Origin of the sequence: Clostridium sp. 001 (genome assembly GCF_019056555.1) — a bacterium.
Taxonomy (GTDB): Bacteria; Bacillota; Clostridia; order Clostridiales; family Clostridiaceae; genus Clostridium_B; species Clostridium_B ragsdalei.
On record NZ_CP020473.1, the window covers coordinates 2,374,934 to 2,395,806 of the forward strand.

Below are 20,873 nucleotides of genomic sequence, written 5' to 3' on the forward strand. Positions count from 1 at the left end.
GGATTGAAATGGAAGAGTATAAAACAGCCGACAGGATGAGACATGATAAGAAAAAAGTAATGACAGTATCCCAGTTTATGGAGGAATACTGCATAGGCCACAATAAAGCATATGAACTCATACACTGTAAAGGTTTCCCTGTAGTTTTCTGCGGCAGGAAAGCCCTTATTATAAGGAATAAAGTTGATGAATGGTTTTTAGGACATTTAGGTGAGAAGTTTTGAGCATGCGGCTTATTTTCTATATTTATAGCTTATAAGTTTTAATTGGTTTAAAATATCTTCAATTAAACTGTGTTGTTCTGGCTTATTTAGTTTTTTTATGTCAATGCTGCAGAAATCAATTATAGAATTTTGATGCATCATAAAGTTTATACTTTCTTTGAGGGTGAGATTTTGTACTGTAGGTACTTTGAATGTCCTATCTGTATCTGATTCAAAGAAACTCATAGGGACTTCACATGCTTCAGCTATTTTATTTAAAATCATAAAACTAGGGTAAGTTCTTCCGGATTCTATGTCACCTATATGGCTTTGGGATTTTTGTATATCATTTGCCAGCATCTTTTGAGTGTAGGACCTTTGTATTTTCTCAGATTTGTATTTTCTTGCCGCCTTTATAAGCAATCCTAAATCTTTTTTACTTAATATCAAAATATTCACCTCTGCACTCGGTATTTACGTTAATTTCTCAATTATACCGAGTAAGTATAAACTAATTATACAATAGATAGTATCCAAATAAAATGTTTTTATGAAAAAATATTGAAAATAATACATAATTATCTTACAATAAAGTTAATAAATATAGAAATAATGTTAAAATATAACACAAATTATAACGGTATCTAAAATAACGTTTAACAATTTTTAGGTGATGGGTATGGGGGTAAATTATAAACTTAAGTCTCTTAGAATTAAAAATAATGTAACTGAAAGAGAACTTGCATATATGCTGCACATGAGTGTGTCCGCATACAGCCGTAAAGAAATAGGAAGCAGAAGTTTTACTATTGGAGAGGCTGGTAAACTTGCTAGATTTTTTAATACCACAATAGAGGATATTTTTTTGAAATAGTTATTTTATTTTATAATATGGGGGGATCTACATGATTAAAGAAAGATTAGAGGAACTTCCAGCACTTATGACTGTAAAAGAGATGGCACAGGTACTTAGGATAGAAAGAAGTACTGCTAATGAAATTATTTACAGGGAAAACTTTACCGTAATTATGCTTAAATCTAGAAGGACAAGGATACTTAAAGAGGAGTTGATTAACTGGCTTGAAAATAATACAGGCAAATATAAACTTAGCAGATAGAAAGATTATATTAATTTAGGGAGGGTATTATATGGCTAAGTACAGGCAGCTCCATACTGATTTCTGGAATGATGGATTTGTTTTAGATTTAACTCCTGAAGAAAAGTTTTTTTACATATACTTGATGACTAACTCAAACACTACCCAGTGCGGTATTTATGAGCTTCCTAAGCGGATTATAGAAACCCAAACAGGTTATAATAGAGAAACAGTGGACAAACTACTCCTCAGATTTCAGGAGTATAAGAAGATATTTTACCTGGATGAAACAAAAGAAATAATGATTTTAAACTGGATTAAATACAATAAACCCAATAATTTAAATGCTGTAAAGTGCGTAAATAGAGAACTTAAAAATGTTAAAAACAAAGAATTTGTCTCACTATTTTATAAACAGTGTCTTAATGAAGAACTGGATATTGAAAGTATTTTTGATGGAATAGAAATAAAGGATCTTGCTGATTCTGAAAATGAAGCTGCTAAGGATTTAAAAGAGCCCCTTACAAGCCCCTTGAAAGGGGCTTGTAAGGAGCCTATAAGTAAGGAAGTAATAAGTAATAAGCAAAAAATAATAAATAATAAGCAAGAAGTAAGGAGTAATAAGAGTGCAGGTGAAGCAGTACCTTTTGACACCTACAGTACTGTGCTTGCATTTTTTGAGGAGAACATACACTCTGCAGGAGAAGCTGATAGGGAGAAACTCTGCATGTGGAGCGGTGTTATAGATTGTGATGTGATTATTCTTGCGGTTGAGGAAGCCTTAAAGTACAATGCTAGGAATATAAACTATGTGGGTAGAATACTGCAGAGCTGGAGAAAGAAGGGCTTAAAGACTGCTTGTGATGTTAAGAAGTATAAGAGCATATGGGAGTCCAGAGGAGGTGGGCATAGGGAAAAGTGTAGGCAGTATGATTTTAAGGAGCTTGAGAGGAAGCTGCTTGGGTGGGGTGATGGATAGATTTATACTTTTGGTGAATTTTTGTATTAAATGGTGCTATCAAGGTGTTAAAGGCTGATTTAGCATATAAGAATTTTAATACAAATAGTAAATTCGTATGGATAATTGGAATAATGGCAAATTAGAATTTGAGTTTATTGTGATAAAACATAATAGAAAATAATAAAGCAGAGGAGCAAAGCATATGAAGTTACTGTTCTTGTGGGTAGAAAATTATAGCAACATGATTAAGAATCAATCCTTTAATATCTCAAGCTCTTATCACATTGATTTTGATATAGAGTTTAACAGACTGAATGTATCTAAAAACAAGGGTTATATAGATAACTTTTATGGAAATAACATTCTTGATATAACAGCGATAGTAGGAAAAAATGGGGCAGGAAAGACAACAATAGCAAAATATTTATATGATAAATGTGATAGTGTACAACCATGTTATGAAAATAGAAGATATGTATCTAATGATAAGAAGAGAATTTTGGTTTATGAGAGAGGTAGTAATCAGAGATGTGAACGAAGCAAACTTATTATACACTACTATTTGCATGATGAACCAACAATTAATAATCCAGAAGGGATAGAAATAGAACTCATAGATTTAAAGAAAATACGAAAAGGAGGATTAATTAAAGCAGAGCAAGAGCATGATATAACAGCAGTATATTTTACAAATGCTTTTGAGATAAGTAATGTAATGAATAACCAAGGACTATCAGAGTTTAGTATAGGGAAAATACATAAGTCACTCTGTTATACACCAATGCTTTCATTACAAAGGGCATTCACAAAACTGAAAAGTCATTACGGAGCAGGTAAGGCTGATGGTAGTCCACTACTGTTAGATGTAATTAATCAATATGCTCAAAATATGACCACAGATTTTAAAAAACCATATGCCACAGCTATAAGCTATAATTTTTTAATAGCAGTAAGATACTTTCCAGATGCAATAGTAAAACTATTACCTGTTATGAAAAACTTTAAGCTGAATATAACAGAATTTGGTGAATACATTAAGTTTCAGGAAAACTTTTTTGGACAAAGCCCATTTAATCAGGCAGTTATGTTTATCAGAAGATATATCTATGAGCATATAAAAAGGTACTTTAAAGAAAATCATTGGCAGCAGATGTATTTAAATATACTCTGTGAAATTGTGTTGTTTCTAAATATGTTTACCTCAGGATATAAAAATATTGACTTTGCAGTACTTGAAAAAGATTATATTAGCCTTAGTAGTGGAGAAGCATTTGAGAAAATATTAGGGCAAATAGCAGATAATGATGAAAATGCACCTAAGAAAGAGTTAATTAGAAGGATAAGAAATGTACATGGTATTGATCTTAAGCTGATAAGAGAGTTTATTGAGTTAAAAGACGGAAATATACAGTTGCTACGAGAGACGATGTGGTATAGGCAGGTTAAAAACTTCTTATATAATTATAATACCGATTCAAATATAGAGATTGCTCAGACAATCAACTTTGGATTTACACGACTCATTGAATTAATAATTAACGACTATAATAATGAAGAGATTGTATACGGAAGAATGCTTAGTATTATACCTCCACCTATGTCTTCTGGTGAAGTAGCAATGATAAACATATTTGCTACTGTTTATTCAGCACTAAAGAAGAAAACAAGCGGAAGCATATTATTGATAATAGATGAAATAGATGCCTTTCTACACCCTAAATGGCAGCAAGACATATTAACACACATTACCAGATGGATAAACGAATCTAAGCAATTTAATAAAAAGAAGGTTCAATTGGTAATAGCTACACATTCACCAATTATTCTATCAGATATACCGAAGGATAACATCATTTATTTGCAAAAGCAATTTGAAACAACGTCTAAGGATAAGTTTACTTTTGGAGCAAATATTAGCACATTATTTTATGATTCATTTTTCATGGAACAAGGAAGCATAGGAGCAATAGCAAAGAAACAAATTCAATGGGCAATAGATAACATAAGGAACATTGATTTAGGTATAGTAGATCGGAAAAAGCTAGTGTATATTATTGATAATATAGGAGATAAATTTCTTAGAGAAAAGCTGAAGTCATATCCTATTTATGTTAAAGCAACAGAAGAAGGTAGGGATGGCAAATGGTAAAGATTGAAGTATCGGCAACAACGAGGAAACAGATAAATGATAATCATAGAGAATATATCGAACAAACATCTTTGCCAAAGTTAGAGGAAACAATTAAGGGAAAAAAAATGATTAAAAAGCGTAAGTTTTTTATAAGTTTATTTGGAAACACACCAGAAGAGAGAAAAGCTTCTTTAGTAAACTGTTGCTTATCAGCGGATTTAAAAAGTATAGTGGATAAATTTAACAATACTTTTTTAAAGATATATGGCTTTGAGTTTAGTAATTTAAAAAAGCATAAGAGAACAATTGAAGCTATATGTAAAGATTTAAACTCAATATTTAATTATGGAGGATTCAACTCAGGAACAAAGCTAAGCAATGGTAGGCAATGGAGCAGACATAAATTCATCACAAGTTTAGGGGTTAAAGTATGTCCATATTGTAATAGGCAGTACATAACTTCTTATGAAAGTGAAGCAGATGACATGAAAACTACAGCAGATGCAGATCATTACTACCCTAAAGTAGAGTACCCAATATTACAAATGAATATTTTTAATTTAATACCAAGCTGTGGTGTATGTAATTCAAGAATGAAAGGAAAAAAAAATAAAAAACATTTATATCCATATGAGGATTCAAGTCATAGCTTAGTCTTTAAAATACCATTAGAAACAAGTGAACGAGTATCAGAGATAGCAATAGATACTAAAAAGAACAAAAGAGCTGAAGCTTCTGTAGAGGTATTTAAGCTTGACAAGGTATATCAAGCTCATTTAGATGAAGCTTCTGAAGTCAAGAAATATGCAGAAGAATATTTTAAATTTGGGGATAGAGTATATGAAGCAACTTATGGTTTAAGTGTACCATTTGATATATTTAGTACATGGTTTAGCTTTATGGGAAAGGATATATCATCAGAGCCATTAATAAAACTAAGGCAAGATATATTTATGCAATTAAAAGAGGAGTATAAAAAGTAAGAACTTTATCGTAAAGTTGAAAAGGAAGATGCTAAAGGTTCCTATAATAGTGATGATAGTTAGAGGAACTCTATGTTAAAAGTGATGTCATTCCGACAATATTTTATGCGAATAAGGATATTTCTGAATATGTCCTAGTGCTTCTTGTGCTCAAAGAGACAAATTTCAATTCAATGAGATGAAATAAATGAGCATAGAAGCAATTTATAATAAGAGGAGTATATGAAAGTATAAATCTAAAGAAATACCAATAGATATTCTTAATAAAATATTGGATGCTGCAAGAACTGGTTGGAGCTGTATCACTTGGATATTCTGATGAAAAACCAAATCCAAAAGTGAGAAAGATACCGGATAGCATTATTGAGCATAGGCCTTAAAATTAATGTTTTCCATTATGTCAAAAAATGGTCAATCACTGCCCTTTTACCTGTATAATCAAATAAAAAGGCGGTGGTTACCATAGAAGAGCTTGTTAGAAAAGCCAAATCTGGCGACAAAAACTCCATGGATTCTATCATTGCAAAATTCAGCTGCTTCATAATAAAAAAAGCATGCAAATACAATATTCCTTCCTATGACTTTGAAGATCTAGTGCAGCATGGGTATCTTTCTGTAATAAAAGCAGTAAAACTCTACAAAATTGGAAAAAGCTCTTTTACAACGTACTGTACAAATTCCATAGTAAATAACTTCAATGCCCTTTTGAAAGGTCAGATAAAGCACTTTAGAGAAATACAGGATGAAGGGGTACTGTCAATTCAGCCCTATGACTTTACCCTTGAAGATGAAGTTATTGCATTTGATCAGGCAGAAAAGATAAGACTTGCACTCTGCAACCTTCAGGATATAGAAATAAAAATAATTAAATCCGTATACATGGAAGGCAGAACCCTTAAGGAAACCGCTGAAATGCTTAACATAAAATATAGACATGCTATAGAAATAAAAAAATCTGCCCTAAATAAACTGAAAAAATATCTGAAATAGCATATATATTTTTATAATGGCAGAGGGAGGGTGATATTTATGTATGACCAGCTGGTTAGTTTAATCAGCACCGTAGGGTTCCCAATAGCAGTTAGTATATATCTGCTCATAAGGTTTGAAAATAAGATTGACCTTTTAGTCAAATCTATTGAAGACTTAAGAGAGGATATATCAGCCGTTATAAAAAACCAGGAGAAGAAATAGGTAAAAGCCTATTTCTTTTTTTCTGCACTAATTTTTTGGAAGGCATATATATAAGTAAAAGTTAAAGAAAGGGGCGAATTGCTATGGCAGCAAAGTCAACAAAGCTTTCAAGTACGCTTTCTATTGTAGAAAAGACAGGGCTTAACAAACAGGGTAAAGAGATACTTAAGAAAGTTACACTTGGCAAAATTGCGATGGATGCAGCAGATCAGGATGTATATGATGTTGTAAAAGCTGTAGGTGACATACTGACTTATCCTGTAAATGAGATTCAAAAAGTGGACAACACTGTAATTACTAATGCCTAGTTAGTGGGCAAAAATCAGGAAAGGAGGAGTTTAAATGGCAAACAGACTTAATATGAGGTTTACTACCGAGGAAGAAGGCAAATATTTTTCCCTGAGTGTGGACAACGTAAAAGAAGATGCAAATGGACAGCCTTCAGTTACCCAGGAACAGGTCACATCTCTCATGGATCTTATAATTGCAAAGAAAATATTTGTTACTAAGAACGGTGCATTGGTTGGCAAGAAGGATGCTAAGGTTGTAACAACAGACTCAAAAGAATTTGAAATGAAATAGATCATAAAGGTCCTGCAGATGTGCAGGACCTTTAAATTTAGGAGGTGTTATTTTGAACATAGTAAATTCTAATTTGAGCTTTAGAAGCAGTTTAAGCTGGGGAAACAACCCGCAGGCAGTCGTGCTCCACCATGCAGATGCAAAAGTGTGCAGTATAGAGGATATCCACAGGTGGCACCTTGAAAATGGATGGTGCGGATGCGGTTATCACTATCTTGTGAGGAAAGACGGTACTATATATACGGGAAGAAATGAAAAGGCTGTAGGTGCTCATTGTCCAGGATATAATTCCAAATCTATAGGAATATGCGCTGAGGGTGATTTCAACGTTGAAGTTATGGGTCAAACACAGTACAGTGCATTATTAGAATTAACCCGCTCTATGTTAAGTAAATATGGAATAAATAAAGTATACGGACATAGGGAGCTTTATTCTACTGACTGTCCTGGAGAGAATTTTCCATTGGACAGAATAAGAAGTGAGGCTGCAGGAAGCAGCGGCAGGTTAGTTTATCCAGGATATCTTATAAAGATGAATCCTGGTTTGGAGGATAACAATGTACAGGCTGTTCAAGAGAAGCTTATGAGCAGAGGTTACAGCATTGGAAGATGCGGTGCTGATGGATTCTTTGGAGGGGGTACCCTTGAGGCTGTTAAGGATTTTCAGAGAGACAGCGGACTTGCAGTTGATGGTATTGTTGGAGTTAATACATGGAATAAGTTGTTTGGGTAAGTAAAAAAGGTTGGCGATGCCAGCCTTTTTTATGTTATTACATCAAAGCTATATTTTTGCCATCTAATAAGTTCATACCTTATTTATATGAACCTAAACTAATATCTGTAACGATACTATAGTTATAATTTTCTATTTTGTAAATATAGGTATTAATATGGGGGAATATGGTATAATTTATTTGGAATATTATTTAAATAAAATACATCTCTAAATATTTGGATGTAGAATAAATATTTATGTAAATTTTTTTAATGGATGATGGAGGGGGAGAATTATGCCATATAGAAGAATTTTAAATGAAGTACAGCAACAATTAGTGAGTGATGATAATGATTTATGTTTGTTTTTACAGACAAATAATGACATATATTCATTTAGGAGTGAATTAACACCAAATCAACAATTAGATATAATTCAGCCTATAGGTAATTATCTTAAAGATAAAGAGTATGATCAATATGATCCATTGGAAATAAGGCCTAATACTATTTATTATATTTCAAATGAAATGGAAGAAAATCAATCATTAAACAATATTTTAAATTTAAATCATCAGATCGAATGTGGAGATGTTAAAAGAGCAACTATCAAAACTATTGAGAATGATAAAATTAAACTTATTATATTTAAAAAAGATAGATTTTTGTTTTTGTATAGATATGATTCAAGAAAATTATTTAAACAGGGATGGAAAGCCAAATTCGATAAAGAGGAGGCTGTAGTACAGAAAGAAGATGATAGTATACTAGTACTTTCAAAGACGATACCTGACATTATATTAGATGCTAGCGGAATATTTGCTTTTATACTAAATGTTACTCAAGCTGAATATATTTTGGAAATAGATTCATTGTTTGTGAGCGCATTAAATAATGCCTCTAGTAATTTAAGAGAATATAATTTAATGAAGAGTGATACTATTGAAAGTTTTATAAGTGAAGTATCTAAAAAAAATAACTATATGAGGAAACTTCATAAAATAGAAGCTACTCATTCATATCAGTATTTCCATAATAATATTAATAGAATACCAGAAGTTTTAAAATTGTATAATTTAAATGTTAAATTTGATGAACAAAATGGAATGATTATATTTGATGATGAAACAGATGTTAGTGATGTATTACATTTATTTGCAGATGATTATGTTAAAAGGCATATTAGTCAAAAAGATGATGTGATAAAGTAATTAAAAGGAGGAATATAGATGATTCCTGAATTGGCATTATCTGTAACAGGTTTTATCCCTCTATACATAATGATGATTTCCATGTATTTATATTCGTATTTATTTGGAACTATATGGGAAACAACTAAAAAGGATATAATAATTACTATTCTAATTATTATACTCATACAATTTATTTCTTCAATAGTAGTTAACTGCTATATAAAAGGTAAGGAAAGTTCGAGAATTTCAGAAAATGAAATTACGTTTAAAAATATTAGAGAAGATAAAAAAGCATATGTAAATTATATGATGACATATCTAGTGCCATTATTGACATTTGATTTAGACAAGATAAATGGATTTTATATACTATATACTAATATATTAATAATTATGTTTGTAATTATGAACGGAAAGGCAGAAAATTTTAATTTCAATATTTTTTTATGGATAAAGGGGTATTCTGTTTATAAAGGTGTAAATATTGATGGATGTGATAAAGTATTATTAATAAAGAAAAAGAAGTTTTCTAATATTAAATCTAATCATACTAAATATAGGTTTGTATCTTTTGGAGGAAGTAATGATATTTACTTGTGTAAAAGATATAATGCAAATGAATAAGTAATAGCCGAGAAATTAGAGCGTTTATTTGGAACGGTAACAATGCTAGATTTGGGGGAGTTATTATGGATAAAAAGAAACTGAGCGAAAGAGATATAATAACAAAGTATATAATCCCTGCTGTAGAGAAAGCCGGTTGGGATAGAAATAAACAAATTAGGGAAGAAGTAAATTTTACTGACGGTAGAATTATAGTTAGAAAGAAAATTGTTACAAGGGGAAAAAGGAAGAGAGCAGATATAATTCTCTATTATAAGAGTAATATACCACTAGCTATAATTGAGGCTAAAGATAATAATCACTCAATTGGGTACGGAATGCAGCAGGGGTTAAACTATGGAGAGATATTGGATATTCCATTTATTTATTCATCTAACGGCGATGGATTTATAGAACATGATAGAACTAAAAAAGAAGGAATATTAGAGAGAGAACTGAAATTAGAGGAATTTCCATCTCCAGAAGAGCTATGGAACAGGTATAAAGCTTATAAAGGTTTAACTAAAGAGCAGGAAAACGTTGTTACTCATAATTATTACTATGACCAAGATACTTTCCCACCACGTTATTATCAAAGAATTGCAATTAATAGGGCAGTAGAGACAATTGCACAAGGACAGAATAGGATACTTCTTGTAATGGCCACGGGAACAGGCAAAACTTATACAGCATTTCAAATAGTATATAAGCTTTTTAAATCTGGCGTAAAGAAGAGAATTCTTTACTTAGCAGATAGAAATATTTTAATTAACCAGACAATTATAGGAGATTTCAAACCTTTAAAAGAGAACATAAACAAAATTCAAAAAAGAACAGCTGATAAATCAAGAGAAATTCAGTTTGCTTTATATCAAAGTTTAACTGGAGAAACTGAGGAAAAGAAAGTATTTAAGAAATTTAGCAGAGATTACTTTGATCTTATAATAATAGATGAGTGTCATAGGGGAAGTGCCAAGGATGATTCAGCCTGGAGAGAAATATTGGATTATTTTGAATCAGCTACAAAGATTGGATTAACTGCTACTCCAAAAGAAACTAAAGATGTTTCTAATATAGATTATTTTGGTGATCCTATATTTACTTATTCATTAAAACAGGGTATTGAAGATGGATTTCTTGCTCCTTACAAAGTAATAAGGGTAGGTATAGATAGAGATTTAGAAGGTTATAGGCCAGAAAAAGGTAAAAGGGACAAGTATGGCAAAGAGTTAGAAGATAGAATATATAATAAAAAAGATTACGATAAAACGCTGGTATTGGAAAAAAGAACAGAGCTAGTAGCTAAATATGTTTCTGACTATTTGAAAAAGAACGATAAGAGAATGGCTAAAAGCATATTTTTCTGCACGGATATAGATCATGCAGAGAGAATGAGGAAAGCTCTTATAAATGAAAATGCTGATTTATATTCAAAAAATCCTAAGTATATAATGAAAATAACAGGAGATGATGATGAAGGAAAAGCAGAACTAGAAAATTTCATAATACCTTCAGAAGATTATCCTGTTTTAGTAACTACATCAAAACTTTTAACTACTGGTGTGGACTGCAAGACGTGTCAATTTATCATAATAGATTTAGAGATAAACAGTATGATTGAATTCAAGCAGATATTAGGCCGAGGCACTAGAATTAGAGAAGATTATGGCAAAATGTATTTTACTCTTATAGATTTTAGAGATGTTTCAAGGTTATTTGCTGACAAGGATTTTGATGGTGAACCTGTTAAAGTCAAAGATGTAAATTCTGATGAGGTCCCAGATGAAGATGATGAAGAAATTGATGATATTTCAGAAGAAGAGGAAAAGAAGGAGACAAGCTATGGAGAAGCTGGAGAATATACCGAGGGAGAAACTATAAGTGATCCGTCAGGTGAGAAAAGAAAGAAATATTATGTTGATGATGTAGAAGTTAAAGTTATTAATGATAGAGTTCAGTACTATGGTAATGATGGAAAACTTATTACAGAATCTTTAGTAGATTATACTAAGAAGAATATAAAAAAAGAATTTGCAAGTTTAGATGAATTCCTGAGGAAGTGGAGTGAAACTGATAAAAAAGAAGAATTAAGGCTACATTTAGAAGAAGAAGGAATTTTCCTTGAAGATTTAGAAGATGAAGTGGGAAAAGATATGGATACCTTTGATTTAATATGCCATATAGCTTTTGATATGCCGGCTTTAACTAGAAAAGAGAGGGCAAATAACATAAAAAAAAGAAATTACTTTGCCAAATATGGAGATTCTGCAAGGAGAGTCTTAGAAAAACTGTTAGACAAATACAGTAATGAAGGCATTGAAAACATAGAAGATATTAAAGTACTTAAGCTGCCGGATTTTAAGGAATTTGGCAGTCAGCTAGAAATAGTGAAGAAGGTATTTGGTGGTAAAAAGAAGTATGAAGAAGCGGTTAAAGAATTGGTTAAGGAATTATATACAATAGCATAAGAAAATATGATATATATGATAAAATTTAAGACGTTTGAAGGTGCATGTTGTGGAAATTGACAGACAAACTGAATATGAGATAAGAAATTATATATCAGATTTGAATGATAAGGCGATAGAAAATGAATTTAGCAAATTATTAAAACAGGATTTTAAAACATTTTCTAAATTTGAGTTAGATAGTTTCAGACCTAACAGTATGCATCAAAATGCAGCTAATCTAAAAACAGTATTGGAATGGTTTCAGAAAAAGTTATTAGAAATAAAAATAAACAAACATAAATTTGTATTTGATCAAGAAAGGTATAATGTGTTTAAAAAAGATATTAATAAAATTTTAATGGTATGTGTCAATTATTTGCTGAATGAAAAGTTTAAACAAAATCGTGGAATAAATAAAATTAGTATAGAGATAAATGAAAAAGGTGAATATTATTTTAAGGAACCTATGATAAATGATAGTATTGATTGTCAAGATACTTATTTTTATGAAGAGGATGTTGATAAATCTCAATTTGATTTAGAAATTGAAACTAAAAATGAAGCAACTAAAAAAATATTTGAAAAATATTTTTCGGGAAAGTGTGATATAACGGTAAATGAGTTTTTCTCGTTAGACAAAATAGATATAGATATATATGATTCGTGTAAGAAAAGTGTAAAGATAGATGTAGATAAAATTGGATGCGAATTTTGTAGTAATGTATTTAATAGTAAGGATCAATTGGTAAGCATTTTAGGAGCTTTTATGTATTTATGCCAATTATATAAAATAAAAAATGATATGAGAAGTATTAAAACTCCAATGTTATTTGAAAAACCAATTATATTTAAAAAAGAAAAATTAATAGAAACTATTAAAAAATTTATTTCTATTGAAGAAAACAAAGTAAGTTGTATCATAGATTATTTAACTATAGATAGTAAATGCCAATGGGGTACCAATGAATATCCACTAATTAATGTTGATAATTTCATATTATGGATACCATCATCATTTATAATGAATGATTTCCAATTTTCAATAGTAAATGGACACTATGAGAAGAAAATAGATATTATAAATAGGGACGATACTGTTTCACAATCTGTTGTTGACAGAATTTCATTAGAATGTAGTAAATATAAAAATATTGTAGTTGCTAATAATAAGGAATATTTTGATCAAAAGCATTTATTCAATGGGAAAGAACTGAAAAGTGATGTAGATGTTGCATTATATGATGTTATTTCCAATACAGTTATGATTATAGAATGTAAATGGAAAGAAAAATTATATGTTAAAGGTGAGAAGTACGATAAGATATGCGATGATGTTAATAAAATATTTAAAAATCAACTTGATAAACATAAGTATTTTTTAAATTTAGATGTTAATAACCTTGACTTTATATTTGACAATAATAAAAAAGTTAAGAATAGGCCATATTATCCATCAACAATTCAATATATAATGGTGGATAAAAGAATACAATTACATTATAATGGAAAACACACTTTATCAGAGTTTAACTTTTTAAAAATTATAAAAGATAATTCGGTAAATCATATTCTTAAATTAGATAATGTAATTTCATGTATAAACTTATTGGAGACTAAGGTAGATTATTCAATTGAAAAAAACATATCCATAGTAGAATATGAAAATAAAAAAATTAATAATTCACTATTTACTTTAATATAGAGACTTAGGAGGAAATAGAAAAGTGTCAATAACAAACGTAGTAAAATCAGTACAAGATATAATGCGCCAGGATGCAGGAGTAGATGGAGATGCTCAAAGAATATCTCAACTAGTTTGGATGATATTTTTAAAGGTATTTGATGCAAAAGAAGAGGAATGGGAATTAGAGTATGATGATTATACACCTATTATTCCAGAAGAATTGAGATGGAGCAACTGGGCTCAAGATGATGAAGGAATTACAGGAGATGAACTTTTAGACTTTGTAAACAATAAATTATTCAAAGGTTTAAAGGAAATGGAAGTAGATGAGAATAGTGATGCTAAAGCTCTATTAGTTAAATCTGTATTTGAAGATTCCTATAATTACATGAAGTCAGGAGCTCTAATGAGACAGGTAATAAATAAACTAAATGAAATAGATTTTACAGCAGGTGAAGACAGACATTTATTTAATGATATATATGAAAATGTATTAAAAGATCTTCAAAGTGCAGGCAATGCAGGAGAATTTTATACACCAAGACCTGTCACACAATTTATAATAGATATGCTAAGTCCAAAGCTTGGTGAAAAAGTAGCTGACTTTGCTTGTGGTACCGGTGGATTTTTAACCTGTGCCATAGAAAACTTAAAAAAACAAGAAACCAAAGTTGAAGATTTAAAAATATTAGGTGAAACCATAATGGGTGTAGAAAAGAAGCCACTTCCTCACATGCTTGCTACAACTAACCTGATACTTCATGATATTGATGTTCCAAACATAAAACATGATAATTCTTTAATGAAGAATGTAAGAGATTTAAAGTCTTCAGAATATGTAGATGTGATAGCAATGAATCCTCCTTTTGGTGGAATTGAAGAAGATATAGTACTAACTAATTTTCCTCAGCAGTTTCAAACAAAAGAAACAGCAGATTTATTTATGACTCTTATAATGTATAGATTAAGTGCAAAAGGAAGAGCGGGAGTAGTACTTCCAGATGGATTCTTATTTGGTGAAGGTGTAAAGACACATATAAAAGAAAAACTTTTAAATGAATTTAACCTTCATACTATAGTAAGAATGCCTAATGGAGTATTTGCACCATATACGGGAATAAATACAAATCTTTTATTTTTTGAAAAGAGTAAGCCGACAGAAGAAATTTGGTTCTTTGAACATCCACTTCCTGAAGGGTATAAGAATTATACTAAAACCAAGCCAATAAGATATGAAGAATTTGAATTAGAGAAGAAGTGGTGGAATAACAGAGAAGAAAATGAGTATGCGTGGAAGGTTTCAGTAGAGGACATTAAAAATAGAAATTATAATTTAGATTATAAAAATCCTAATAAGGAAGAAGAAGATTTAGGAGATCCAAAGGCATTATTAAAAAAATATCATGAAGCTGCTGCTGCTGTAGATAAGTTACAGGATTCTTTGATAGATGAATTAAAGAAGATTTTAGAAGGGACATCAAAATAGTATGGACATGTTATTGGAACAATTTAAAACAATATTTGATAGGCCAGAAAAAGTTAAGAAGTTAAGAAATTTAATACTACAGTTAGCAGTAAAGGGAAAATTAGTAGAGCAGGATGAAAATGATGAGCCAGCCAGTGTGCTTTTGGAGAGAATAAAAGAAGAAAAAGAGAAGCTCATTAAAGAAGGAAAGATAAAGAAGTCAAAACCATTGCCAGAGATAAGTGAGGATGAAAAGCCTTATGAGTTGCCTGAAGGTTGGGAATGGATAAGACTAGGAAAAATAATTACGTTAAAAGGTGGTAAAAGGGTACCAAAAGGATATGAATTAAAAACAGAGCCAACTAAACATATATATATAAGAATCACAGATATGAAGGATGGAACTATAAAAGATTACAATCTTAGATATATTGATGATAATGTATATGAGAAGATTAAAAATTATATAATTACAAAAGATGACTTATATATAACTATTGCTGGAACGATAGGTGAAGTTGGAATTGTACCAGAAAAATTTCATAATATGAATTTGACTGAAAATGCTGCACGTATTATACCATATAATGTGGATAAAATATGGCTGAAGAATTTTCTCAGTTCAAGCACAGTAAAGGAAATGTTGTTGGATAAAGTCAATCAAATGGCTCAACCTAAATTAGCTTTAAAGAGAATTCAGGATACAATAATTCCTATTCCACCACTAAATGAACAAAAGCGTATAGTGGAAAAAGTAGATTCATTAATGTTTTTTTGTGATAATCTAGAAAAAGAGCTACAAAGAAAAGTAAAATTTAGTTCTTTAAGTTCAAAATCTGTATTTAATAGTGTAGGTAATTGCAGTTCCTTAGAGAAATTACAAGAAAATTTAAAATTTGTTATAGATAACTTTAAAGAGTTAACATTAAGTGATGATGGAGTTAAAGAATTAAAAAATGCAGCACTTCAATTAGCAGTACAAGGAAAGCTTGTTCCTCAAAATCCCAAGGATGAGCCAGCAAGTGTGCTTTTAGAAAAGATAAAAGAAGAAAAAGGAAGACTTATAAAAGAAAAAAAGATTAAAAAGGAAAAGAAACTTCCTGAGATAAGTGAGGATGAAAAGCCTTATGAGTTGCCTAGTGGATGGGAATGGGCAAGATTAGGCGATATATGTGAAAGAATTACTAAGGGTTCATCTCCAAAATGGCAAGGAGTAAACTATATTGAAGATAATAAAGGTGTTTTATTTATAACAAGTGAAAATGTTGGAAAGTATTCATTGATATTAAGCAATAAAAAGTATTTAGAGTGGAAGTTTAACGAAATTGAACCGAGGTCAATTTTAAAAAAAGGCGACTTACTTATCAATATTGTGGGAGGATCGATTGGAAGAACAGCAATTTTTGATTTAGAAGAGTGCTGTAACATAAATCAGGCAGTATGTTTGGTAAGAATTATTGAAAAGAGTGTTTACCGATCATATTTGTTACATTTTATGAATAGCAACATATGTATCAGTTACATGTTTGATAAGCAAGTAGATAATGCAAGAGCAAATTTGAGTATGTCAAATATTTCAAAATTTTTAATTCCTATACCACCACTCAGCGAACAAAAACGTATAGTAGAAAAAGTAGATTCATTAATGGCATTATGTGATGAATTAGAAAATAAAATAGAAAAATCTAAAAAGTACAACGAAAAATTAATGGAAGCTTTACTTAAGAATAAATTTATGTAAAATTAATAGCAACTTTATGTGATATATTACCAGAGACTCATAACATGTATATGTAAATGGATTAAAATTATAATTTAAAAAGATACATATGTAAAAATTATTTTTACACATGTATCTTTTTTTACAATATTGGCATATAATATAGTTAAGGGAGGTAATAGTATGGAATTAATAAAAAAGTATAATGAAAAAGTATTGAGATCCTTTATTTATGACAATAGATATAAAATAGGTGCTAATCTCCTTCAATTTATTAAAGATAATGGCTATACAAAATCATCGTTTTCAAAATTAACTGGTCTGTCAAGACCAACTATTGATAAATTAATTAAAGGCGAAATAGATAATAATACAAATCTGAAAAAACATGTGGATAAGATTATTACAACTTTTAATATAAAGCTTGAAGAATTAATAGATTATAAGCATGTAGAATCAGAAAATAATCTTAAAGTTGTAGCATCTAATAATGCACCGGAAGAATATGAACTAAATGACAAAGCTAAAAGGATGTTTGGTTTTCTAGATGATATAATAGACCTTTATGAAGTCTATAATGATAGGTAGGTTGATAAAATATGTCTCAATATATAACATCTCAGAATTTAAATGAAGTAATAGAAGCAAATAAGAAAATAAAAAATGAGATTGAAAATTTTAAAAGTAATTTCTTTATTAATTATAATAAAGCTGGAATAGTGGGTCCTGATAGATTAGCATTTGAGGTTCTTAAGAAAAATTATAATTTAATACAGCTGCCAATAGATGATGAGTATTGGGGAGGAGCTATATTTATTAGAGATAATTTAAAAATACCTGTTATTAATTCAGCACAGCCGAGAGTTTATCAATTTTTTGTTGCCTGGCATGAAGTATATCATTTGCTTTATGATCCTTCTATTATTAAAGGACAGCATAATATACAAGCAGAAGAAATGGAGTTAAATGAGAGAAGAGCGGATTACTTTGCTGCTAAGATGTTATTGGGTGACGTCTATAGATATTACTATTCAATAGAAGATGATGATTTTATAAATAAGATTGCAAAATGTATGGATGTATTTAAGGCACCATATAAGGCTATATTAATTCAACTATATGAAGATGCCATGCAAGTATTCAATGATATTGGGTTAAAGAAACTAATAGTTGAGAATTTTGATAAAAAGCCACAAAATTTAGTAACATTATTTGAAAAACTAGAATTAGATACTGACTTGGTTAAACCATCTAATATAATAAGTTTTGGTGGATTGGATAAAAAAATAAAATTACTATCAGAAAAAGAAACGGATGTTGATTATCATAAAGATAATTTAAAATTTTTAGATAAACTCAAGGATCTAATGAAGGGAGAACTTAGTAATGGAGACAATTCAGGTAAAGAAGTTAATTGAAGTTTTAAATTGCAGTACTCCTAAAAAGATTGGAATCCTTGATAATAATACAATTAGTTTTTTAGTAAATGTAGATAAGTATATTTATGTAGACAAGATATTGATAAATTATGATTTATTACTAATACCTAATTGGGTTTATAAAGAAGTAAAAGATTCAAAAGACAGAGTAGACTATATAGAAAATATTTTTAATAAAGGTATAAAAATTTTTGTAGTAAATGAAAGAGATTATGAAAAGTTAGCAAACTATAAATCAATGTGGATTTATAAGCTTTTCCTATATTCTTCATATAAAATCGGTGAGGTGAAAAGTTTTATTAAAAGAAATATTGAGAAAAATCAGCCTCTAGAAGAATTAGAAGATTATGAAGTTTGGTTGGATTTGTTGTATGATAAGGGGTTTGAGGGTAAGTTACTTAAAAATGGAAGGACAAAAAAGAAAAATGCAGGAGAGATTTCCATAAGTGTTTTAGCTCTGGTTATGTCATATATCTATTTTCAAGGACACCATAATATAACTGTGCTATCCAATGATAGGGATACGTATGATTTCATTAAGTTTGCAAAGTTAAAATTATCAAAAGATGATATGTTTACAAAACTACAAGGAAGTCCCATAACATTTAAGTCTAATGATTTCGTAATTAAAGAAAGTTATTTAAATAATTATATAAGTAATGGACAAGATGTTTGTTCTATTATAGAATTTAGGGATGAAAAGAGAGTTAAATATACAAAGAATGCACTTGATACTTCAATTGAGGAGCATGATGAAATTTTAAGTAATGAAGCTTTTATAGAAAATTTAAAAGACAGCACTTTTAATATTATATTTTAATATAAGATATAGAAAGAAAGGTATAGAGCTAATGGATATTTTGTAGAGAATAGTGAACAATATATTATTTACAATATTTTCAATCCGCTTGAAACAAAAAATGCGTATTCAAGGAGTTATCAGATAAATGAAGTATATTTCTATAACAATGAAGCTATGGCCAAGCCTTAACTCTTCGCATACTCAGAATAAAAGCTAGGCCATAGACGAAAATTTAATGGGATGCTCCGCCCCAAAACCCAGGGAGTAATCCTTCGAAGTCCTATAATAGGATCCTTTCAGTCGCAAGGAAGCTTTGGACTAGCTATTATTTTTCACTACGTTCAAAAAAATAGCTAGTCCAAAGGCAAACATAATATTCTATTCAGTAAATCATATCATAATAAAGTGAATTACGATCTTGCAATAATATATAACACCAATCCTACAAATTATGAAAATATCATATGATAAAAATAAATCCTGATTTATTAAGTTCAACTAAACTAGATATAGATTCTAGGTTATAAAAGAAGCTAAACTCTTACGCAAGTAAAATTGGTATTACATATAATTCACATTTTATATATTAAGGCACTTTGACTGCCACCCAAAAAAGGACAGGTTCCTATCTAGTATTTCTAAGCTTTTATAAGTTTCTCCTTTATCCGGACCTTCTAAAAGCAAAGAAATACACGATTTTAACTAGTCCTTTATTTGGGTACCCGGCAGAGTGCATAGGGGTGAGACATGCTCCCTGCAGAAACCTTTCATGTACAAGCATTGAAAAGACATGTCCATATAAGGTTTCGCAGCAAGGCAGGTCCACCCCTTCATGGTATTCCTCCGGGGTCTTTCGCTTGTGCTACTTCGCTAAACAAAGGGAGATTTAACGAAAGTACAAGCTTGCAGCAGAGCCTTGGGTAAATTCTTTAAGGTCACAAGCTTGATACAGTCGTCAAATCTATTGTTTAGCGAAATAAACAAGCGTTCTGGGGAGTCTTCACAGGTCTTTATATGCATTAAGTTTTAAATAGCTCTTTAAAATATTTCTAAACAATTTGTAGTATACAGGTGAAAGGGTGGACATGCTTCTAATACTCGGTCAAGATATGAGTATTATGTAGAATTTGTTTATATGGCCGGCATTACAAGGCAAGTCCACCCTATCTAAACCTAGTATATTTATATAAAATAATAACTTGTTTTGCAACTATAAGTAATAATATGGGTTTGTATGATATAATTGGGATATAGTCTTATCGTATAGATGTGTAATATGTATAGTGGATTATGTCTATAATGGGAAGTATAGTAAAATTGATAACAGATATTATATTAGAGACAACCTGTTCAATGTTGAGTGAAGCTAACTCGGATAAATGCAAGGTACAATTAAGAAAAGTTGTAATTATACAATTATCGTGAGCTGAGTATAATTTTTTTTGAATAAGTAATCGAACAGGTTTTTCAAGGTCAAGGTAGTGTATATTTCATTTTGGGAGTTTAGAAATGTCTATTTCTTCTGCAATAGTATTATCAATTAGGTGAGCCTTGGTTTTAAGATATTTTCAGAACTGCCTGATTGAAATGATTTTTATTGCTCTGGTACCGGACGAAGGCTTTAATGTATCTTGACAAAAATTCAAAAACGT

At 30.1% G+C, this 20,873-nt stretch carries 21 protein-coding genes; 20 read left to right on the plus strand and 1 reads right to left on the minus strand.

The window, feature by feature from the left end:
- Positions 1–8: 8 nt before the first annotated feature.
- On the plus strand, positions 9–224 hold the full coding sequence (locus tag B5S50_RS11045; protein WP_063601101.1) for a hypothetical protein: 216 nt from the start codon (positions 9–11) through the stop codon (positions 222–224).
- A 9-nt stretch (positions 225–233) separates the two neighbouring features.
- Here B5S50_RS11045 and B5S50_RS11050 read toward each other — a convergent pair whose 3' ends face one another.
- A complete protein-coding gene (locus tag B5S50_RS11050) occupies positions 234–662 on the minus strand; it encodes a helix-turn-helix domain-containing protein (RefSeq protein WP_254306589.1) in 429 nt (142 codons plus the stop codon).
- 220 nt (positions 663–882) lie between these two features.
- On the opposite strand from B5S50_RS11050, the gene B5S50_RS11055 reads away from it, so the two are divergent.
- The 19 genes from B5S50_RS11055 to B5S50_RS11145 all read left to right on the plus strand — a co-directional run bounded on the left by B5S50_RS11055 (position 883) and on the right by B5S50_RS11145 (position 19,239).
- Positions 883–1,077: a helix-turn-helix transcriptional regulator gene (locus B5S50_RS11055; protein WP_063601100.1), complete on the plus strand. Its 195-nt coding sequence runs from the start codon at positions 883–885 to the stop codon at positions 1,075–1,077.
- A 31-nt stretch (positions 1,078–1,108) separates the two neighbouring features.
- Positions 1,109–1,321, plus strand: coding sequence for a helix-turn-helix domain-containing protein (locus B5S50_RS11060; protein ID WP_217301836.1), 213 nt, complete (start codon positions 1,109–1,111; stop codon positions 1,319–1,321).
- 31 nt (positions 1,322–1,352) lie between these two features.
- Positions 1,353–2,279: a DnaD domain-containing protein gene (locus tag B5S50_RS11065; RefSeq protein WP_217301837.1), complete on the plus strand. Its 927-nt coding sequence runs from the start codon at positions 1,353–1,355 to the stop codon at positions 2,277–2,279.
- 184 nt (positions 2,280–2,463) lie between these two features.
- A complete protein-coding gene (locus B5S50_RS11070) occupies positions 2,464–4,410 on the plus strand; it encodes an AAA family ATPase (RefSeq protein WP_217301838.1) in 1,947 nt (648 codons plus the stop codon).
- Entirely contained in the window at positions 4,404–5,375 is a 972-nt protein-coding gene (locus tag B5S50_RS11075) for a hypothetical protein (protein WP_217301839.1), read from the plus strand. Before B5S50_RS11070 ends, B5S50_RS11075 begins: the two co-directional genes overlap by 7 nt.
- Positions 5,376–5,828: 453 nt before the next feature.
- On the plus strand, positions 5,829–6,365 hold the full coding sequence (locus tag B5S50_RS11080; RefSeq protein WP_217301840.1) for an RNA polymerase sigma factor: 537 nt from the start codon (positions 5,829–5,831) through the stop codon (positions 6,363–6,365).
- A gap of 39 nt (positions 6,366–6,404) precedes the next feature.
- Positions 6,405–6,569 carry a YvrJ family protein gene (locus B5S50_RS11085; RefSeq protein ID WP_023162382.1) on the plus strand — a complete coding sequence of 55 codons (165 nt, stop codon included), beginning with the start codon at positions 6,405–6,407 and terminating at the stop codon, positions 6,567–6,569.
- An 83-nt stretch (positions 6,570–6,652) separates the two neighbouring features.
- The gene (locus B5S50_RS11090) at positions 6,653–6,877 is read left to right on the plus strand and encodes a DUF1659 domain-containing protein (RefSeq protein ID WP_023162381.1); all 225 of its coding nucleotides are present in this window, start codon (positions 6,653–6,655) and stop codon (positions 6,875–6,877) included.
- 34 nt (positions 6,878–6,911) lie between these two features.
- The gene (locus tag B5S50_RS11095; protein WP_217301841.1) at positions 6,912–7,151 is read left to right on the plus strand and encodes a DUF2922 domain-containing protein; all 240 of its coding nucleotides are present in this window, start codon (positions 6,912–6,914) and stop codon (positions 7,149–7,151) included.
- A gap of 52 nt (positions 7,152–7,203) precedes the next feature.
- Positions 7,204–7,884, plus strand: a complete 681-nt coding sequence (locus B5S50_RS11100; RefSeq protein WP_217301842.1) for an N-acetylmuramoyl-L-alanine amidase — start codon at positions 7,204–7,206, stop codon at positions 7,882–7,884.
- 277 nt (positions 7,885–8,161) lie between these two features.
- Complete coding sequence (locus B5S50_RS11105) at positions 8,162–9,076, plus strand: Kiwa anti-phage protein KwaB-like domain-containing protein (protein WP_217301843.1); 915 nt, start codon at positions 8,162–8,164, stop codon at positions 9,074–9,076.
- Between the two features lie 18 nt (positions 9,077–9,094).
- The gene (locus tag B5S50_RS11110; protein ID WP_217301844.1) at positions 9,095–9,682 is read left to right on the plus strand and encodes a hypothetical protein; all 588 of its coding nucleotides are present in this window, start codon (positions 9,095–9,097) and stop codon (positions 9,680–9,682) included.
- A 65-nt stretch (positions 9,683–9,747) separates the two neighbouring features.
- Positions 9,748–12,129: an EcoAI/FtnUII family type I restriction enzme subunit R gene (gene hsdR, locus B5S50_RS11115; protein ID WP_217301845.1), complete on the plus strand. Its 2,382-nt coding sequence runs from the start codon at positions 9,748–9,750 to the stop codon at positions 12,127–12,129.
- Positions 12,130–12,178: 49 nt separating this feature from the next.
- A complete protein-coding gene (locus B5S50_RS11120) occupies positions 12,179–13,813 on the plus strand; it encodes a hypothetical protein (protein WP_254306590.1) in 1,635 nt (544 codons plus the stop codon).
- 22 nt (positions 13,814–13,835) lie between these two features.
- Positions 13,836–15,281, plus strand: a complete 1,446-nt coding sequence (locus B5S50_RS11125; protein ID WP_217301846.1) for a class I SAM-dependent DNA methyltransferase — start codon at positions 13,836–13,838, stop codon at positions 15,279–15,281.
- A gap of 1 nt (position 15,282) precedes the next feature.
- Positions 15,283–17,001 carry a restriction endonuclease subunit S gene (locus tag B5S50_RS11130; RefSeq protein WP_217301847.1) on the plus strand — a complete coding sequence of 573 codons (1,719 nt, stop codon included), beginning with the start codon at positions 15,283–15,285 and terminating at the stop codon, positions 16,999–17,001.
- 162 nt (positions 17,002–17,163) lie between these two features.
- Positions 17,164–17,568 carry a helix-turn-helix transcriptional regulator gene (locus B5S50_RS11135; RefSeq protein ID WP_217301848.1) on the plus strand — a complete coding sequence of 135 codons (405 nt, stop codon included), beginning with the start codon at positions 17,164–17,166 and terminating at the stop codon, positions 17,566–17,568.
- Between the two features lie 11 nt (positions 17,569–17,579).
- Positions 17,580–18,398, plus strand: coding sequence for an ImmA/IrrE family metallo-endopeptidase (locus tag B5S50_RS11140; RefSeq protein WP_217301849.1), 819 nt, complete (start codon positions 17,580–17,582; stop codon positions 18,396–18,398).
- Positions 18,367–19,239, plus strand: coding sequence for a hypothetical protein (locus B5S50_RS11145; RefSeq protein WP_217301850.1), 873 nt, complete (start codon positions 18,367–18,369; stop codon positions 19,237–19,239). The genes B5S50_RS11140 and B5S50_RS11145 overlap by 32 nt, the downstream gene beginning before the upstream one ends.
- Positions 19,240–20,873 lie beyond the last annotated feature (1,634 nt).